The 15,192-nt window shown below is 70.5% G+C and carries 14 protein-coding genes; all 14 read left to right on the forward strand.

The annotated features are described in order from the left end of the window. Window positions 1-1,829: penicillin-binding protein 2 (locus tag GTW40_RS00790; RefSeq protein WP_161178196.1), on the forward strand; the 1,829-nt coding region annotated here is incomplete at its 5' end. Window positions 1,830-1,873: 44 nt separating this feature from the next. Next, complete coding sequence (locus GTW40_RS00795; RefSeq protein WP_343245585.1) at window positions 1,874-3,529, forward strand: UDP-N-acetylmuramoyl-L-alanyl-D-glutamate--2,6-diaminopimelate ligase; 1,656 nt, start codon at window positions 1,874-1,876, stop codon at window positions 3,527-3,529. 4 nt (window positions 3,530-3,533) lie between these two features. Beyond that, the gene (gene murF, locus GTW40_RS00800; RefSeq protein ID WP_161178197.1) at window positions 3,534-4,949 is read left to right on the forward strand and encodes a UDP-N-acetylmuramoyl-tripeptide--D-alanyl-D-alanine ligase; all 1,416 of its coding nucleotides are present in this window, start codon (window positions 3,534-3,536) and stop codon (window positions 4,947-4,949) included. Then, window positions 4,946-6,019, forward strand: coding sequence for a phospho-N-acetylmuramoyl-pentapeptide-transferase (mraY, locus tag GTW40_RS00805; RefSeq protein WP_018545600.1), 1,074 nt, complete (start codon window positions 4,946-4,948; stop codon window positions 6,017-6,019). Before murF ends, mraY begins: the two co-directional genes overlap by 4 nt. Continuing rightward, a complete protein-coding gene (gene murD / locus GTW40_RS00810) occupies window positions 6,001-7,443 on the forward strand; it encodes a UDP-N-acetylmuramoyl-L-alanine--D-glutamate ligase (protein ID WP_202485187.1) in 1,443 nt (480 codons plus the stop codon). The genes mraY and murD overlap by 19 nt, the downstream gene beginning before the upstream one ends. Before the next feature lie 68 nt (window positions 7,444-7,511). Beyond that, window positions 7,512-8,873, forward strand: coding sequence for a putative lipid II flippase FtsW (gene ftsW / locus GTW40_RS00815; protein WP_161178198.1), 1,362 nt, complete (start codon window positions 7,512-7,514; stop codon window positions 8,871-8,873). Between the two features lie 6 nt (window positions 8,874-8,879). After that, window positions 8,880-9,968 (forward strand): undecaprenyldiphospho-muramoylpentapeptide beta-N-acetylglucosaminyltransferase, encoded by a 1,089-nt coding sequence (murG, locus tag GTW40_RS00820; protein WP_161178199.1) that lies wholly within the window; start codon window positions 8,880-8,882, stop codon window positions 9,966-9,968. A 27-nt stretch (window positions 9,969-9,995) separates the two neighbouring features. Beyond that, window positions 9,996-10,790 (forward strand): FtsQ-type POTRA domain-containing protein, encoded by a 795-nt coding sequence (locus GTW40_RS00825; RefSeq protein ID WP_161178200.1) that lies wholly within the window; start codon window positions 9,996-9,998, stop codon window positions 10,788-10,790. Window positions 10,791-11,066: 276 nt separating this feature from the next. Then, window positions 11,067-12,272 (forward strand): cell division protein FtsZ, encoded by a 1,206-nt coding sequence (gene ftsZ, locus GTW40_RS00830; protein WP_161178201.1) that lies wholly within the window; start codon window positions 11,067-11,069, stop codon window positions 12,270-12,272. Next, the gene (gene pgeF / locus GTW40_RS00835) at window positions 12,269-12,997 is read left to right on the forward strand and encodes a peptidoglycan editing factor PgeF (protein WP_161178202.1); all 729 of its coding nucleotides are present in this window, start codon (window positions 12,269-12,271) and stop codon (window positions 12,995-12,997) included. The genes ftsZ and pgeF overlap by 4 nt, the downstream gene beginning before the upstream one ends. 6 nt (window positions 12,998-13,003) lie before the next feature. Next, window positions 13,004-13,723, forward strand: coding sequence for a YggS family pyridoxal phosphate-dependent enzyme (locus GTW40_RS00840; RefSeq protein WP_161178203.1), 720 nt, complete (start codon window positions 13,004-13,006; stop codon window positions 13,721-13,723). 127 nt (window positions 13,724-13,850) lie between these two features. Beyond that, window positions 13,851-14,492, forward strand: coding sequence for a cell division protein SepF (sepF, locus tag GTW40_RS00845; protein WP_161178204.1), 642 nt, complete (start codon window positions 13,851-13,853; stop codon window positions 14,490-14,492). A 49-nt stretch (window positions 14,493-14,541) separates the two neighbouring features. Next, window positions 14,542-14,832, forward strand: a complete 291-nt coding sequence (locus GTW40_RS00850) for a YggT family protein (RefSeq protein WP_161178205.1) — start codon at window positions 14,542-14,544, stop codon at window positions 14,830-14,832. 52 nt (window positions 14,833-14,884) lie between these two features. Then, window positions 14,885-15,192 (forward strand): DivIVA domain-containing protein (locus GTW40_RS00855; protein WP_161178206.1); only part of this gene is annotated, 308 nt, incomplete at its 3' end.

Consider the following 15,192-nt stretch of genomic DNA (forward strand, 5'->3'; position numbering starts at 1 on the left):
GGACCCCGGCCCGGCCCGCCCTCCGGCTCGGCAGCCCGCGCCCCCGGCTGCGCCTGGTCGGCCTCGCCTTCACGCTGGTGCTGTCCGCGTTCGTGGTCCGGCTGCTCCAGGTCCAGGCGGTGGACGCGAGCACCTACACCGCCAAGGCCGAGCAGAACCGCTATGTCGTGCACACCCTGGCCGCCGAGCGCGGCCGGATCACCGACCGCTCCGGGGTGGCCCTCGCCGTCAGCGAGGACGCGTACGACATCACGGCCGACCCGATGATGTTCCAGCCCAAGCAGCTGAAGGTCTCCGACGGCCCCGAGCAGGCCGCGGCCCTGCTCGCCCCGATCCTGAACGAGGATCAGGCCGCGCTCGCCAGGAAGCTCCGCCCCGCCGACAAGGAGTCGCGCTACGCGAGGCTCGCCACCCGGCAGACCCCGCAGGTCTGGAAGCAGATCAAGGACCTGAAGGCCGCCCTCGCCAAGAAGTCCGGGACCACCAACGTGCTCGCGGGCGTCTTCGCCGACCCCAGCAGCCAGCGCGTGTACCCCAACGGCGACCTCGCCGCCGGGATACTGGGCTGGGTCAACAGCGAGGGCAAGGGCGGCGGCGGCATCGAGCAGCAGCTCGACAAGCAGCTCACCGGCAAGGACGGCAAGATCCGCTACGCCCAGTCGGGCGGGCGCGAGGTGCCCACCGCGGGCTCCACCGAGACCCCCGCCGTCTCCGGCAGCGACATCGAGCTGACCATCGACCGCGACATCCAGTGGGCCGCGCAGAACGCCATCTCCCAGCAGGTCAAGAAGTCCAAGGCGGACCGGGGTTACGTCGTCGTCCAGGACACCCGCACCGGACAGATCCTGGCCCTGGCCAACTCACCCGGCTTCGACCCCAACGACCTGTCGAAGGCGAACTCCGCCGCCATGGGCAACGCGGCCCTCCAGGACGCCTACGAGCCCGGCTCCACCGCCAAGGTGATGTCCATGGCGGCCGTCATCGAGGAGAACGCGGCCACCCCGCTCACCCATGTCGTCGTACCCAACCGGCTGCACCGCGGCGACCGGCTCTTCCAGGACGACGTGGACCACGCCACCTGGCACCTCACCCTCAACGGCGTGCTCGCCAAGTCCAGCAACATCGGCACCATCCTCGCCACCGGACAGCTCGGCAAGACCCAGCGGGCGGCCAACGACACGCTCTACTCGTATCTGCGCAAGTTCGGCATCGGCCGCTACACCGGGCTCGGCTTCCCCGGCGAGACCCCGGGCATCCTCGCGCCCGCCGGCAAGTGGTCCACCTCGCAGCAGTACACGATCCCTTTCGGCCAGGGCTTCTCCATCAACGCCGTCCAGGCCGCCTCCGTCTACTCGACCATCGCCAACGGCGGAGTCCGCGTCGCGCCCACCCTGGTGCGCGGCACCAAGGGCGCCGACGGTCGCTTCGCCCCGGCCCCCGAGCCCGCGAAGACCCGCGTCGTCAGCGACAAGACCGCGCGCACCCTCGCCCAGATGCTGGAGTCCGTGGTCGACGACGAACAGGGCACCGGCGTCAAGGCCCGTATCCCCGGCTACCGCGTCGCGGGCAAGACCGGCACCGCCAACCGAGTGGATCCGGCCACCGGGAGGTACCACGGATACACCTCCTCCTTCGCCGGATTCGCCCCCGCCGACAAGCCCCGCGTCACGGTCTACTGCGCCATCCAGAACGCCACCTCCGGCAGTTACTTCGGCGGGCAGATCTGCGGACCCGTCTACAAGCAGGTGATGGAGTTCGCGCTGAAGACCCTCCAGGTCCCGCCGACCGGCGCGAAGGCCGCGAACCTGCCCGTCACCTACCAGCCCTGACCGGCCGCGACAGACCACCGTGCCCCGACCACCAGGAACCAGCCGTGACAACGATCACCCCCGACGACGGGAACCAAACGGGCCCCCGGCCCTCGCTTCGCCCCGAGGCGGGTACTCCCGGTACGCTCACCGCCGTGCCACACGCTGATCAGTACCAAACCACCCAGAAGGGCGCTTCCGTGACCTACCCGGGACCGCCACGACCGGTTCAGATCTCCGCCACCCCCCTCGCGGAGCTGGCCGATCAGCTGGGGATCGCCGCACCGGCAGGCTCCGCCGACGTCACGGGAATCACCCACGACTCGCGCGCCGTCCGCCCCGGCGACGTCTACGCCGCACTGCCCGGCGCCCGCCTGCACGGCGCCGACTTCGTGACCCAGGCCGCGAGCCTCGGCGCGGTCGCCGTGCTCACCGACCCCACCGGCGCCGAGCGCGCTGCGGCGACCGGACTGCCGGTCCTCGTCGTGGACGACCCGCGCGCGGAGATGGGCGAACTGGCCGCCACGGTCTACGGACACCCGGGCCGCGAGCTGCTCCAGATCGGCATCACCGGTACCTCCGGCAAGACCACCACCGCCTACCTCGTCGAGGGCGGCCTGAAGGCCGTACGCGCCACCGGGCTCATCGGCACCGTCGAGACGCGCATCGGCGAGGAGCGCATCAAGTCCGAGCGCACCACCCCCGAAGCCACCGACCTCCAGGCCCTGTTCGCCGTCATGCGCGAACGCGGCACCGAGGCGGTCGCCATGGAGGTCTCCAGCCACGCGCTGGTCCTCGGCCGGGTGGACGGCTGCGTCTTCGACATCGCGGTCTTCAACAACCTGAGCCCGGAACACATGGAGTTCCACTCCGACATGGAGGACTACTTCCAGGCGAAGGCCCAGCTGTTCACGCCCGAGCGCAGCAGACTCGGCGTGGTCAACGCCGACGACGAGTACGGCCGCAGGCTCGCGACCGAGGCGGGCGTCCCGGTCGTCACCTTCTCCGCCGAGGGCGACCCGGACGCCGACTGGCGTGCCGAGGACGTCCAGATCGGCCCCATGGACTCGACGTTCACCGCCGTCGGCCCGAACGGCGAGCGGGTGCACGCCCGCTCGCCGCTGCCCGGCCCGTTCAACGTGGCCAACACCCTCGCCGCCCTCGTCGCCCTCGCCGCGGCCGGGATCGACCCGCAGACCGCCGCCGACGGCATCGCCGCCGTGCCCGGCGTCCCCGGCCGCCTGGAGCGCGTCGACGCCGGACAGCCCTACCTCGCGGTCGTCGACTACGCCCACAAGACCGACGCGGTCGAGTCGGTGCTCAAGGCGCTGCGCAAGGTCACCAAGGGCCGGCTGCACATCGTGCTCGGCTGCGGCGGCGACCGCGACCGGACCAAGCGCGCCCCGATGGGCGCCGCCGCCGCCCGGTACGCCGACACCGCCGTACTGACCTCCGACAACCCCCGCTCCGAGGACCCCCTCGCGATCCTCGCGACCATGCTCGAAGGCGCCGCCTCCGTCCCCGCGCACGAGCGCGGCGAGGTGCTGCTCTTCGAGGAGCGCGCCGCCGCCATCGCCGCCGCCGTGGGCCGCGCGCACGCGGGCGACACGGTGCTGGTCGCGGGCAAGGGCCATGAGCAGGGCCAGGACATCGCCGGGGTGGTCCGTCCCTTCGACGACCGCCAGGTGCTCCGCGAAGCTATCCAGAACACCCAGGGATGAACTTGTGATCGCCCTCTCCCTCGCCGAGATCGCAGCTGTCGTCGGCGGGCAGACACACGACATACCGGATACGTCCGTCACCGTCACGGGACCGGTCGTCCGGGACTCCCGCGAGGTGGTGCCCGGAGCCCTCTTCGTCGCGTTCAGCGGTGAGCGGGCCGACGGCCACGACTTCGCCGAGGCGGTCGTGGCGACGGGCGCGGTCGCCGTACTGGCGACGCGCCCCGTCGGCGTGCCCGCGATCGTCGTGGACGACGTCCAGAGCGCGCTCGGCGCCCTCGCCCGCCATGTGGTCGAGCGCCTCGGCGCGACCCTCGTCGGGCTGACCGGCTCGGCGGGCAAGACCAGCACCAAGGACCTGATCGCCCAGGTCCTCGGCGGCAAGGCGCCCACCGTCTTCACGCCCGGCTCGCTCAACAACGAGATCGGGCTGCCCCTGACCGCCCTGTCCGCCACCGAGGAGACGAAGTTCCTCGTGCTGGAGATGGGCGCCCGCGGCATCGGGCACATCCGCTACCTCGCCGGCCTCACCCCGCCGAAGGTCGGACTCGTGCTCAACGTCGGCAGCGCCCACATCGGCGAGTTCGGCGGCCGCGAGCAGATCGCCCAGGCCAAGGGCGAGTTGGTGGAGGCACTCCCGCCGGCCGAGGAGGGCGGCGTCGCCGTCCTCAACGCCGACGACCCGCTGGTGCGCGCGATGGCCTCCCGTACCCGCGCGAAGGTGGTCCTTTTCGGAGAGTCGGCCGAAGCGGACGTTCGCGCCGAGAACGTGCGACTCACGGACAGCGGACAGCCTGCCTTCAGGCTTCACACACCCTCCGGTGCAAGCGATGTGACCATGCGCCTGTACGGTGAGCACCACGTGTCGAACGCGCTCGCCGCGGCCGCCGTCGCCCATGAGCTGGGCATGTCCGCGAACGAGATCGCCACCGCGCTCTCCGAGGCGGGCTCCCTCTCCCGCTGGCGCATGGAGGTCACCGAGCGCCCGGACGGCGTGACCATCGTCAACGACGCCTACAACGCCAACCCCGAGTCCATGCGGGCCGCCCTCAAGGCGCTCGCGGCCATGGGCAAGGGGCGCCGCACGTGGGCGGTGCTCGGCAAGATGGCCGAGCTGGGGGACGAGGCGCTCGCCGAGCACGACGCGGTCGGACGGCTCGCCGTCCGGCTCAACGTCAGCAAGCTCGTCGCGGTCGGGGGCATCGAAGCCTCCTGGCTGCAACTGGGCGCATACAACGAGGGTTCGTGGGGTGAGGAGTCGGTGCACGTGTCCGACGCACAGGCGGCGATCGACCTGTTGCGCAGCGAGTTGCGCCCGGGGGACGTCGTGCTGGTGAAGGCGTCCCGTTCCGTTGGTCTGGAGAGCGTCGCGCAGACGCTCGCCTCGGCCGGGACCGAGGGTGAGGTCGCCGCCCGATGATGAACCAGGTCCTGTTCTCAGGCGTCATCGGTCTCTTCCTGACGCTGATCGGCACCCCGCTGCTGATCAAGCTCCTCGCCCGCAAGGGGTACGGCCAGTTCATCCGCGACGACGGCCCGCGCGAGCACGCCAGCAAGCGCGGTACGCCGACCATGGGCGGCATCGCCTTCATCTTTGCCACGATCGCCGCCTATTTCCTCAGCAAGGTGATCACCGGCAAGCCCCCGACGTACTCCGGCCTGCTGGTTCTCGGCCTGATGTTCGGCATGGGCCTGGTCGGCTTCCTGGACGACTACATCAAGATCGTCAAGCGTCGTTCGCTGGGCCTGCGGGCCAAGGCGAAGATGGCCGGCCAGCTGATCGTCGGCATCGGCTTCGCGGTCCTCGCGCTCCAGTTCCCGGACAACCGCGGCAACACCCCGGCCTCCACCAAGCTGTCGTTCATCACGGACTTCGGCTGGACCATCGGCCCGGTGCTGTTCGTGGTCTGGGCGCTCTTCATGATCCTCGCGATGTCGAACGGCGTGAACCTCACCGACGGTCTCGACGGCCTCGCCACCGGCGCCTCCGTCCTGGTCTTCGGCGCCTACACGTTCATCGGCGTCTGGCAGTTCCAGGAGTCCTGCGCCAACGCGATGACCCTGACCAACCCGGCCGCCTGCTACGAGGTCCGCGACCCGCTCGACCTCGCGGTGGTCGCCTCCGCGCTGATGGGTTCCTGCCTGGGCTTCCTGTGGTGGAACACCTCGCCGGCGAAGATCTTCATGGGCGACACCGGTTCGCTCGCCCTCGGCGGTGTCCTCACCGGCCTGGCCATCCTCTCCCGCACGGAGCTGCTGGTGGCCATCATGGGCGGCCTGTTCGTCCTCATCACCATGTCGGTCGTCATCCAGGTCGGCTCCTTCCGGCTCACCGGAAAGCGCGTCTTCCGGATGGCACCGCTCCAGCACCACTTCGAACTCAAGGGCTGGTCCGAAGTCCTGGTCGTGGTCCGTTTCTGGATCATCCAGGGCATCTGTGTCATCGTCGGACTGGGCCTCTTCTACGCGGGATGGGCAGCGGACAAGTGACCAACTCGGTGCCTTCGGGGCAGAGCGAATTCCAGGGCAGGCGCGTCACCGTCGCCGGACTCGGCGTCTCCGGCGTCCCGGCCGCCAAGGCGCTCGCCGAGCGCGGTGCGATCGTCACGGTCGTCAACGACGGCGACGACGAGCGGGCACGGGCGCAGGCCGCCGACCTGGAGGCGCTCGGCGTCACCGTCCGCCTCGGCGACGGCGCCACGCTCCCCGAGGGCACCGAGCTGATCGTCACCGCCCCCGGCTGGCAGCCCGGCAAGCCGCTGTTCCAGGCGGCCGAGCAGGCGGGCGTGCCGATCTGGGGCGACGTGGAGCTGGCCTGGCGCCTGCGGGGGCCCGGCGCGGCCCCCTGGCTCGCCGTCACCGGCACCAACGGCAAGACCACCACCGTGCGGATGCTCGCCTCGATCCTGAAGGCGGCGGGCCTGCGCACGGCAGCGGTCGGCAACATCGGCGTCTCGGTCCTCGACGCGGTCCTCGGCGACGAGGAGTACGACGTCCTCGCCGTCGAGCTGTCCAGCTACCAGCTGCACTGGGCGCCCTCGCTGCGCGCCTACTCCGGCGCGGTCCTCAACCTCGCCCCGGACCACCTCGACTGGCACGGCTCCATGGACGCCTACGCCGCCGACAAGGGCCGTATCTACGAGGGCAACAAGGTCGCCTGCGTCTACAACGTGGCCGACCCGCGCACCGAGGACCTGGTCCGCGAGGCCGACGTGGAGGAGGGCTGCCGGGCCGTCGGGTTCACCCTCGGCACCCCGGCCGTCTCCCAACTCGGCGTCGTGGACGGCATCCTGATCGACCGGGCCTTCGTCGAGAACCGGTACAAGAACGCGCAGGAGCTGGCCGAGGTCTCCGACGTCGAGCCGCCCGCCCCGCACAACATCGCCAACGCCCTCGCGGCGGCGGCCCTCGCCCGCTCCTTCGGGGTGCCCGCCCAGGCGGTGCGCGACGGACTGCGGAACTTCCGGCCCGACGCCCACCGCATCCAGCACGTCGCCGACCTCGACGGCGTGGCGTACGTGGACGACTCCAAGGCCACCAACACCCATGCCGCGGAAGCCTCGTTGGCGGCCTACGAGCCCATCGTGTGGATCGCGGGCGGCCTCGCCAAGAGCGCCGAGTTCGACGAGCTGGTGGCGGGCTCCGCCAAGCGTCTGCGGGGGGTCGTACTGATCGGCGCCGACCGCGCGCTGATCCGCGAGGCCCTCACGCGACACGCCCCGGAGGTACCCGTCGTGGACCTCGACCGGACCGACACTGGGGCGATGCTCCAGGCGGTGACCGAGGCGAAGCGGCTGGCCCGGCCGGGCGACACGGTACTGCTGGCCCCGGCCTGTGCCTCCATGGACATGTTCACCAACTACAACCAGCGCGGCGACGCGTTCGCGGCGGCCGTCCGCGAGCTCGGCGCCTGACCCCGGCCGCCCGCCGGGCGGAACTTGGGAGGGACGCGTGGGACGTTCGGTGCTCAGGGGAGGCGTGGATGGCCGCTAGCCGTACCGGACGGCCGCCCGTACAGCGGGCGGCCCGCCGCCCCGCACCCCGGCCGAGCGTGCCCGACAACCCCCTGCGGCGGCTGCGCACCCGCGCCCGCCGGGCCTGGGACCGCCCGCTGACCGCGTACTACCTGATCCTCGGCGGCAGTCTGCTGATCATCGTCCTGGGCCTGGTGATGGTCTACTCGGCCTCCCAGATCACCGCGCTCCAGCTGTCGCTGCCCGGCTCGTTCTTCTTCCGCAAGCAGTTCCTCGCCGCGCTGATCGGCGGGGTGCTGATGTTCGCCGCCTCCCGGATGCCGGTACGGCTGCACCGGGCGCTGGCCTACCCGATCCTGGCCGCCGCCGTCTTCGCGATGGCCCTGGTGCAGGTGCCGGGGATAGGGATGTCGGTCAACGGCAACCGGAACTGGATCTCGCTCGGCGGCTCCTTCCAGATCCAGCCCAGCGAGTTCGGCAAGCTCGCGCTCGTCCTGTGGGGCGCGGACCTGATCGCCCGCAAGCAGGACAAGAAGCTGCTGGCCCAGTGGAAGCACATGCTGGTCCCGCTGGTCCCGGTCGCCTTCCTGCTGCTCGGTCTGATCATGCTCGGCGGCGACATGGGCACCGCGATCATCCTCACCGCGATCCTCTTCGGCCTGCTCTGGCTCGCCGGAGCCCCGACCCGGCTGTTCGCCGGGGTGCTCTCGGTCGCGGCGCTGATCGGTGTGATCCTCATCAAGACCAGCCCCAACCGGATGGCCCGGCTCGCCTGCATCGGCGCCACCGAGCCCAAGGCGGGCGCCGCCGACTGCTGGCAGGCCGTGCACGGCATCTACGCCCTCGCCTCCGGCGGAATCTTCGGTTCCGGGCTGGGCGCGAGTGTGGAGAAATGGGGCCAACTCCCCGAAGCCCACACCGACTTCATCTTCGCCGTCACCGGTGAGGAACTGGGTCTCGCGGGGACGCTGTCGGTGCTCGCCCTGTTCGCCGCTCTAGGCTATGCGGGTATCCGCGTGGCCGGACGCACGGAGGACCCCTTCGTGAGGTACGCCGCGGGAGGCGTGACCACCTGGATCACCGCACAGGCGGTGATCAACATCGGTGCGGTGCTCGGCCTGCTGCCGATCGCCGGTGTCCCCCTCCCGCTGTTCTCCTACGGAGGGTCCGCCCTGCTGCCGACCATGTTCGCCATCGGGCTCCTGATCGCCTTCGCGCGTGACGATCCCGCTGCGCGGGCGGCGCTTGCGATGCGGCAACCCCGCTTTGGTAGAAAGCGGGCGAGCGGCTCCCGTGTCGAGCGGGTGCCGCGGAGATGGAACACGATGCGACGGCGCGCCTCGGCGGCGCGTCCGTCCGGAGAGCGGTGAATTTCGGTGCATGTCGTACTCGCCGGCGGGGGTACCGCGGGCCACATCGAGCCCGCGCTCGCCCTCGCGGACGCCCTGCGCAGGCAGGACCCCACCGTGGGGATCACGGCCCTGGGCACGGAGCGCGGCCTCGAGACGCGGCTCGTCCCCGAGCGCGGCTACGAGCTGGCGCTGATCCCGGCGGTCCCGCTGCCGCGCAAGCCCACGCCCGAGCTGATCACGGTGCCGGGCCGGCTGCGCGGCACGATCAAGGCCACGGAGCAGATCCTGGAGCGCACCAAGGCGGACGCCGTGGTCGGCTTCGGCGGCTACGTCGCGCTGCCCGCCTATCTGGCCGCCAAGCGCCTCGGTGTGCCGATCGTGGTCCACGAGGCCAACGCCCGCCCCGGCCTGGCCAACAAGATCGGCTCGCGCTACGCGGCCCGGGTGGCCGTCTCCACGCCCGACAGCAAGCTCCGGGACGCCCGCTACATCGGCATCCCGCTGCGCCGCTCCATCGCCACCCTGGACCGCGCGGCCCTGCGCCCCGAGGCCCGCCACTACTTCGGCCTGAGCCCCAACCTGCCCACGCTGCTCGTCTCCGGCGGCTCGCAGGGCGCCCGGCGCCTCAACGAGGTCGTCCAGCAGGTCGCGCCCTGGCTCCAGCGGGCGGGCATCCAGATCCTGCACGCGGTCGGCCCGAAGAACGAACTGCCGCAGGTGCAGCAGATGCCGGGGATGCCCCCGTACGTCCCGGTAAGTTACCTGGACCGGATGGACCTCGCGTACGCCGCGGCCGACCTGATGCTCTGCCGCGCGGGCGCGATGACCGTCGCCGAACTCTCCGCCGTCGGACTCCCGGCCGCCTACGTCCCGCTGCCCATCGGCAACGGCGAACAGCGGCTCAACGCCCAGCCGGTGGTCAAGGCGGGCGGCGGACTCCTCGTGGACGACGCGGAACTGACGCCGGAGTGGCTCCAGCAGAACGTGCTGCCGGTCCTGGCCGACCCGCACCGCCTCTACGAGATGTCCCGCGCCGCCGGTGAGTTCGGCCGCCGCGACGCCGACGACCTCCTCGTCGGCATGGTGTACGAGGCGATCGCCGCGGGCCGATAGGACCGCCCGAACGAAGGGACAGTGAGCGTGGCCGGACCCACCGTCGCCGAGCGCGACGCACGCCGACCGGGGGTGTCCGGCCCGCCGCTCGTCCCCCGCTCGCACAGACCGCGGCTTCGTACGATCATCGCCCTGGCGGTGCTGATCGTCCTCCTCGGAGCCGGTTCCGTCTGGGTGTTGTACGGCTCCGAGTGGCTGCGGGTGCGTCAGGTCGCGGTCTCCGGCACCCGCGTGCTCACCCCGGCCGAGGTCCGCACGGCCGCCGCCGTCCCCGTCGGGGCCCCGCTGGTCTCCGTGGACACCGGCACCATCGAGGCGCGCCTGCGGCGGGAGTTGCCCCGGATCGACGCCGTCGAGGTGGAGCGCTCCTGGCCGCACGGCATCGCCCTGAAGGTCACCGAGCGCACTCCGTCCCTGCTTGTCCGCAAGGGCCCGGATTTCACCGAAGTCGATGCCCAAGGCGTCCGGTTCGCGACCGTCCCGCAGGCCCCGCGTGGCGTGCCGCTGCTCGAACTCACCGTCTCCCGCGAGGACTCGGGCGCCGCGAGCCTGCGCCGCTTCGGCACCGACCGCCTGGTGCGCGAGGCCGTACGCGTCGCGGCCGCGCTGCCCGCGTCCGTCAAGAAGGACACCCGCGCCGTCCAAGTCCGTTCCTACGACGCGATCTCACTGCGCCTCAAGGGCGGGCGCACGGTGGCGTGGGGCAGCGTGGACGGCGGTCCCGCCAAGGCACGGGCCCTCACCGCTCTCATGAAAGCAGCTCCCGACGCCCGGCACTTCGATGTCAGCGTGCCCACCGCCCCTGCCTCAGCCGGGAGTTGACGTACATCAGTGCAGGCCAGCACCCTGGTTGGGCACCGCTACGGCTGATCACATAGGGTGAAAAGAAAAACGGGAGGTTCGGCGTGTTCGTTGAACGGGCGCCGCTTGTCGACTTAGTGTCCTGTTCAGAAGACTCCAGGGAACAGACACACTGGTAACCCTAAACTTCAGGGTTAGGGTTCGGGTCGGCGTTCGGACCGTCCCAATTCGGCATCCGTCGTCCCGGTCGGGAACCGCCCGGCGCGACAACGTAATTCGAGGCGAGAGGCCTTCGACGTGGCAGCACCGCAGAACTACCTCGCAGTCATCAAGGTCATCGGTGTCGGCGGCGGTGGTGTCAATGCCATCAACCGGATGATCGAGGTCGGCCTCAAGGGCGTCGAGTTCATCGCCATCAACACCGACGCGCAGGCACTGTTGATGAGCGACGCCGACGTCAAGCTGGACGTCGGCCGTGAACTCACCCGCGGACTCGGCGCCGGCGCCAACCCGGCCGTCGGCCGCAAGGCCGCCGAGGACCACCGCGAGGAGATCGAGGAGGTCCTCAAGGGGGCCGACATGGTCTTCGTGACGGCCGGTGAGGGCGGCGGCACCGGCACCGGCGGCGCGCCCGTCGTGGCCAACATCGCGCGCTCGCTCGGCGCCCTCACCATCGGCGTGGTCACGCGCCCGTTCACCTTCGAGGGACGGCGTCGCGCCAACCAGGCCGAGGACGGCATCGCGGAGCTGCGCGAAGAGGTCGACACCCTCATCGTCATCCCCAACGACCGGCTGCTGTCCATCTCGGACCGCCAGGTCTCGGTCCTGGACGCCTTCAAGTCGGCCGACCAGGTCCTGCTCTCCGGTGTCCAGGGCATCACCGACCTCATCACCACTCCCGGTCTGATCAACCTCGACTTCGCCGACGTCAAGTCGGTCATGTCCGAGGCCGGTTCGGCCCTCATGGGCATCGGCTCGGCCCGCGGCGACGACCGCGCGGTGGCCGCGGCCGAGATGGCGATCTCCTCGCCGCTCCTGGAGGCGTCCATCGACGGCGCCCGGGGCGTGCTGCTCTCCATCTCCGGCGGCTCCGACCTCGGCCTGTTCGAGATCAACGAGGCCGCCCAGCTGGTCAGCGAGGCCGCCCACCCGGAGGCCAACATCATCTTCGGCGCGGTCATCGACGACGCCCTCGGCGACGAGGTGCGGGTCACCGTGATCGCGGCCGGTTTCGACGGGGGCCAGCCCCCGGCCCGCCGGGACAACGTGCTCGGCTCGGCGTCCTCGGGCTCCCCGGCCCAGCGTCGCGAGGAGCAGCCGGTTCCGCCCCGTCAGCAGACCGAGTCCCGGCCGACGTTCGGCTCGCTCGGCAGCGTGACGCCGAAGGAGGAGCCGGAGCCCGCGCCGGAGCCGGTGGTCGAGGTCCCGGTGGCCCCGCCGGTGCCCCAGTCCCGGTCCTACGAGGACATCGTCGAGCTGGATGTGCCGGACTTCCTGAAGTGATAGGACAGCGCGAAAGCGTGAGCGGCGCGCACTTCGCCTTCACCGACAGGTGGGGCGGGGTGAGCGCCGCTCCGTATGAGGAGCTCAATCTCGGCGGCGCGGTCGGTGACGACCCCGGCGCGGTACGGGCCAACCGTGAACTGACCGCGAAGGCACTGGGTCTTGACCCGGCGTCGGTGGTCTGGATGAACCAGGTGCACGGCGCCGACGTGGCCGTCGTGGACGAGCCGTGGGGTGACAGGCCCGTCCCCGAGGTGGACGCGATCGTCACCACCCGGCGCGGACTCGCCCTCGCCGTACTCACGGCCGACTGTGTGCCGGTGCTGCTCGCCGACCCGGTCGCGGGTGTGGTCGCGGCCGCGCACGCGGGCCGTCCCGGAATGGTCGCGGGGGTCGTCCCCGCCGCCGTACGCGCCATGACCGAACTCGGCGCGGAGCCGGGCCGGATCGTCGCCCGCACCGGCCCCTGTGTGTGCGGCCGTTGTTACGAGGTGCCCGAAGCGCTGCGCGCCGAGGTCGCCGAGGCCGAACCGACGGCGCACGCGGTGACGAGCTGGGGCACTCCGGCCGTCGACGTGAGCGCCGGAGTGCACGCGCAGCTCGACCGGCTCGGGGTGTGCGACCGGGCGCAATCGCCGGTGTGCACGTTGGAGTCGGGGGATCACTTCTCCTACCGGCGCGACCGCACCACCGGGCGGCTCGCCGGGTATGTGTGGCTGGACTGAGTGGACATGACGGACCGTAGGGCCGAACTCGCCAGAAATCTGGCGAAGGTGGAGGAACGCATCGCGGCCGCGTGCGCGGCGGCGGGGCGTCCCCGTGACGAGGTGACCCTGATCGTGGTCACCAAGACGTACCCGGCGAGCGATGTGAGGATCCTGTCGGAGCTGGGTGTGCGTCAGGTCGGCGAGAACCGCGACCAGGACGCGGCCCCGAAGGCCGCCGCCTGTGCGGATCTGCCCCTGGAATGGCACTTCATCGGCCAGCTGCAGACCAACAAGGTCCGTTCCGTGGTCGGTTATGCCGATTTCGTGCAGTCGGTCGACCGGGACCGGCTCGTCACCGCGCTCTCGCGGGAGGCGGTCCGGGCCGGGCGCGAGGTGGGCTGCCTCCTGCAGGTCGCACTCGACGCGGGGGCGAGCGGCCGGGGCGAGCGCGGAGGTGTCGCGCCTGCCGGAATCGAGGAGTTGGCCGGTCTCGTCGCCGACGCGCCCGGACTGCGGCTCGACGGACTGATGACCGTCGCCCCCCTCACCGGTGAATACGCGGGACGCGAACAGGCCGCGTTCGAACGGCTCGTGGATTTGTCGACGGACCTGCGCCGATCCCATCCGACTGCAACCATGGTGTCGGCAGGGATGAGTGCGGATCTCGAGCAGGCCGTGGCGGCCGGGGCGACACATGTGCGCGTCGGCAGTGCGGTACTCGGAGTCCGCCCCCGCCTCGGGTAACGTCGCGAAGAAGTCGGACCACAGCAGAAAATATGGTCAATGCCGCCGAAAGCGGTACTAAGGCCACGTGGATCGCGGGCACTTGGCAGTCGTCAGCCGATCCACCACAGAGCGGAGGACTCAGAGCATGGCCGGCGCGATGCGCAAGATGGCGGTCTACCTCGGCCTCGTGGAGGACGATGGGTACGACGGCCGGGGATTCGACCCCGACGACGAGTTCGAGCCCGAACTGGACCCGGAGCCCGAGCGGGACCACCGACGACACGAACCATCACACCAGTCGCACAACGTACATTCGCCCCAAAGGGATGAATCCGTGCGAGTGGTGCAGCCGCCGGCGCCGCGCGAGCCGGTCTCGCATTCCGTGGCGCCGACCGCGGATCCGGGGCGTCCGGCGCGGATCGCGCCCGTGGCGTCCATCACACAAGAACGTCAGTCCCTGGAGAAGAACGCGCCGGTGATCATGCCCAAGGTCGTGTCGGAACGAGAGCCGTACCGGATCACCACCCTGCATCCCCGGACCTACAACGAGGCCCGTACCATCGGGGAACACTTCCGTGAGGGCACCCCGGTGATCATGAACCTCACGGAGATGGACGACACTGACGCGAAGCGACTTGTCGACTTCGCCGCAGGGTTGGTGTTTGGACTTCACGGCAGTATCGAACGAGTGACGCAGAAGGTCTTCCTGTTGTCTCCTGCTAACGTCGATGTCACGGCGGAGGACAAGGCCCGCATCGCAGAGGGCGGGTTCTTCAACCAGAGCTGAGAAGCAACACCGGGACGATGCACGGCACAGGGGAGAGGGAAGCGCAGCGATGAGTGTGTTCGCGCAGGTGATCTACATCGCGCTGATGGTCTTTCTCGGCCTGCTGATCGTCCGGTTGGTCATGGACTATGTCTTCCAGTTCGCCCGCTCGTGGCAACCCGGCAAGGCGATGGTGGTCGTACTGGAGGCCACCTACACTGTCACCGATCCACCGTTGAAACTGCTGCGGCGGTTCATCCCGCCGTTGCGTCTCGGGGGCGTGGCACTCGACCTGTCCTTCTTCGTACTGATGATCATCGTCTGGATTCTCATCTCGGTGGCGGGGAGCTTCGCGCGATGAGAGTGGACGATACGGTCTTGCCGACTGCCGATGACTACGTTGAGGTGAAGAGATGCCGTTGACCCCCGAGGACGTGCGGAACAAGCAGTTCACGACCGTCCGCCTCCGAGAAGGCTATGACGAGGACGAGGTCGATGCCTTCCTCGACGAGGTCGAAGCCGAACTGACCCGTCTGCTCCGCGAGAACGAGGACCTGCGCGCCAAGCTGGCCGCCGCCACGCGCGCGGCCGCGCAGAACCAGCAGAACATGCGCAAGGGTCCCGAGCAGGACCAGCCCGGAGGCATGCAGCAGGGCGGTATGCCGCAGCAGGGTGGCATGCAGCAGGGCGGTATGCCGCAGCAGGGTGGCATGCAGCAGGG

This window comes from Streptomyces sp. SID4985 (assembly GCF_009863025.1).
Classification (GTDB): domain Bacteria; phylum Actinomycetota; class Actinomycetes; order Streptomycetales; family Streptomycetaceae; genus Streptomyces.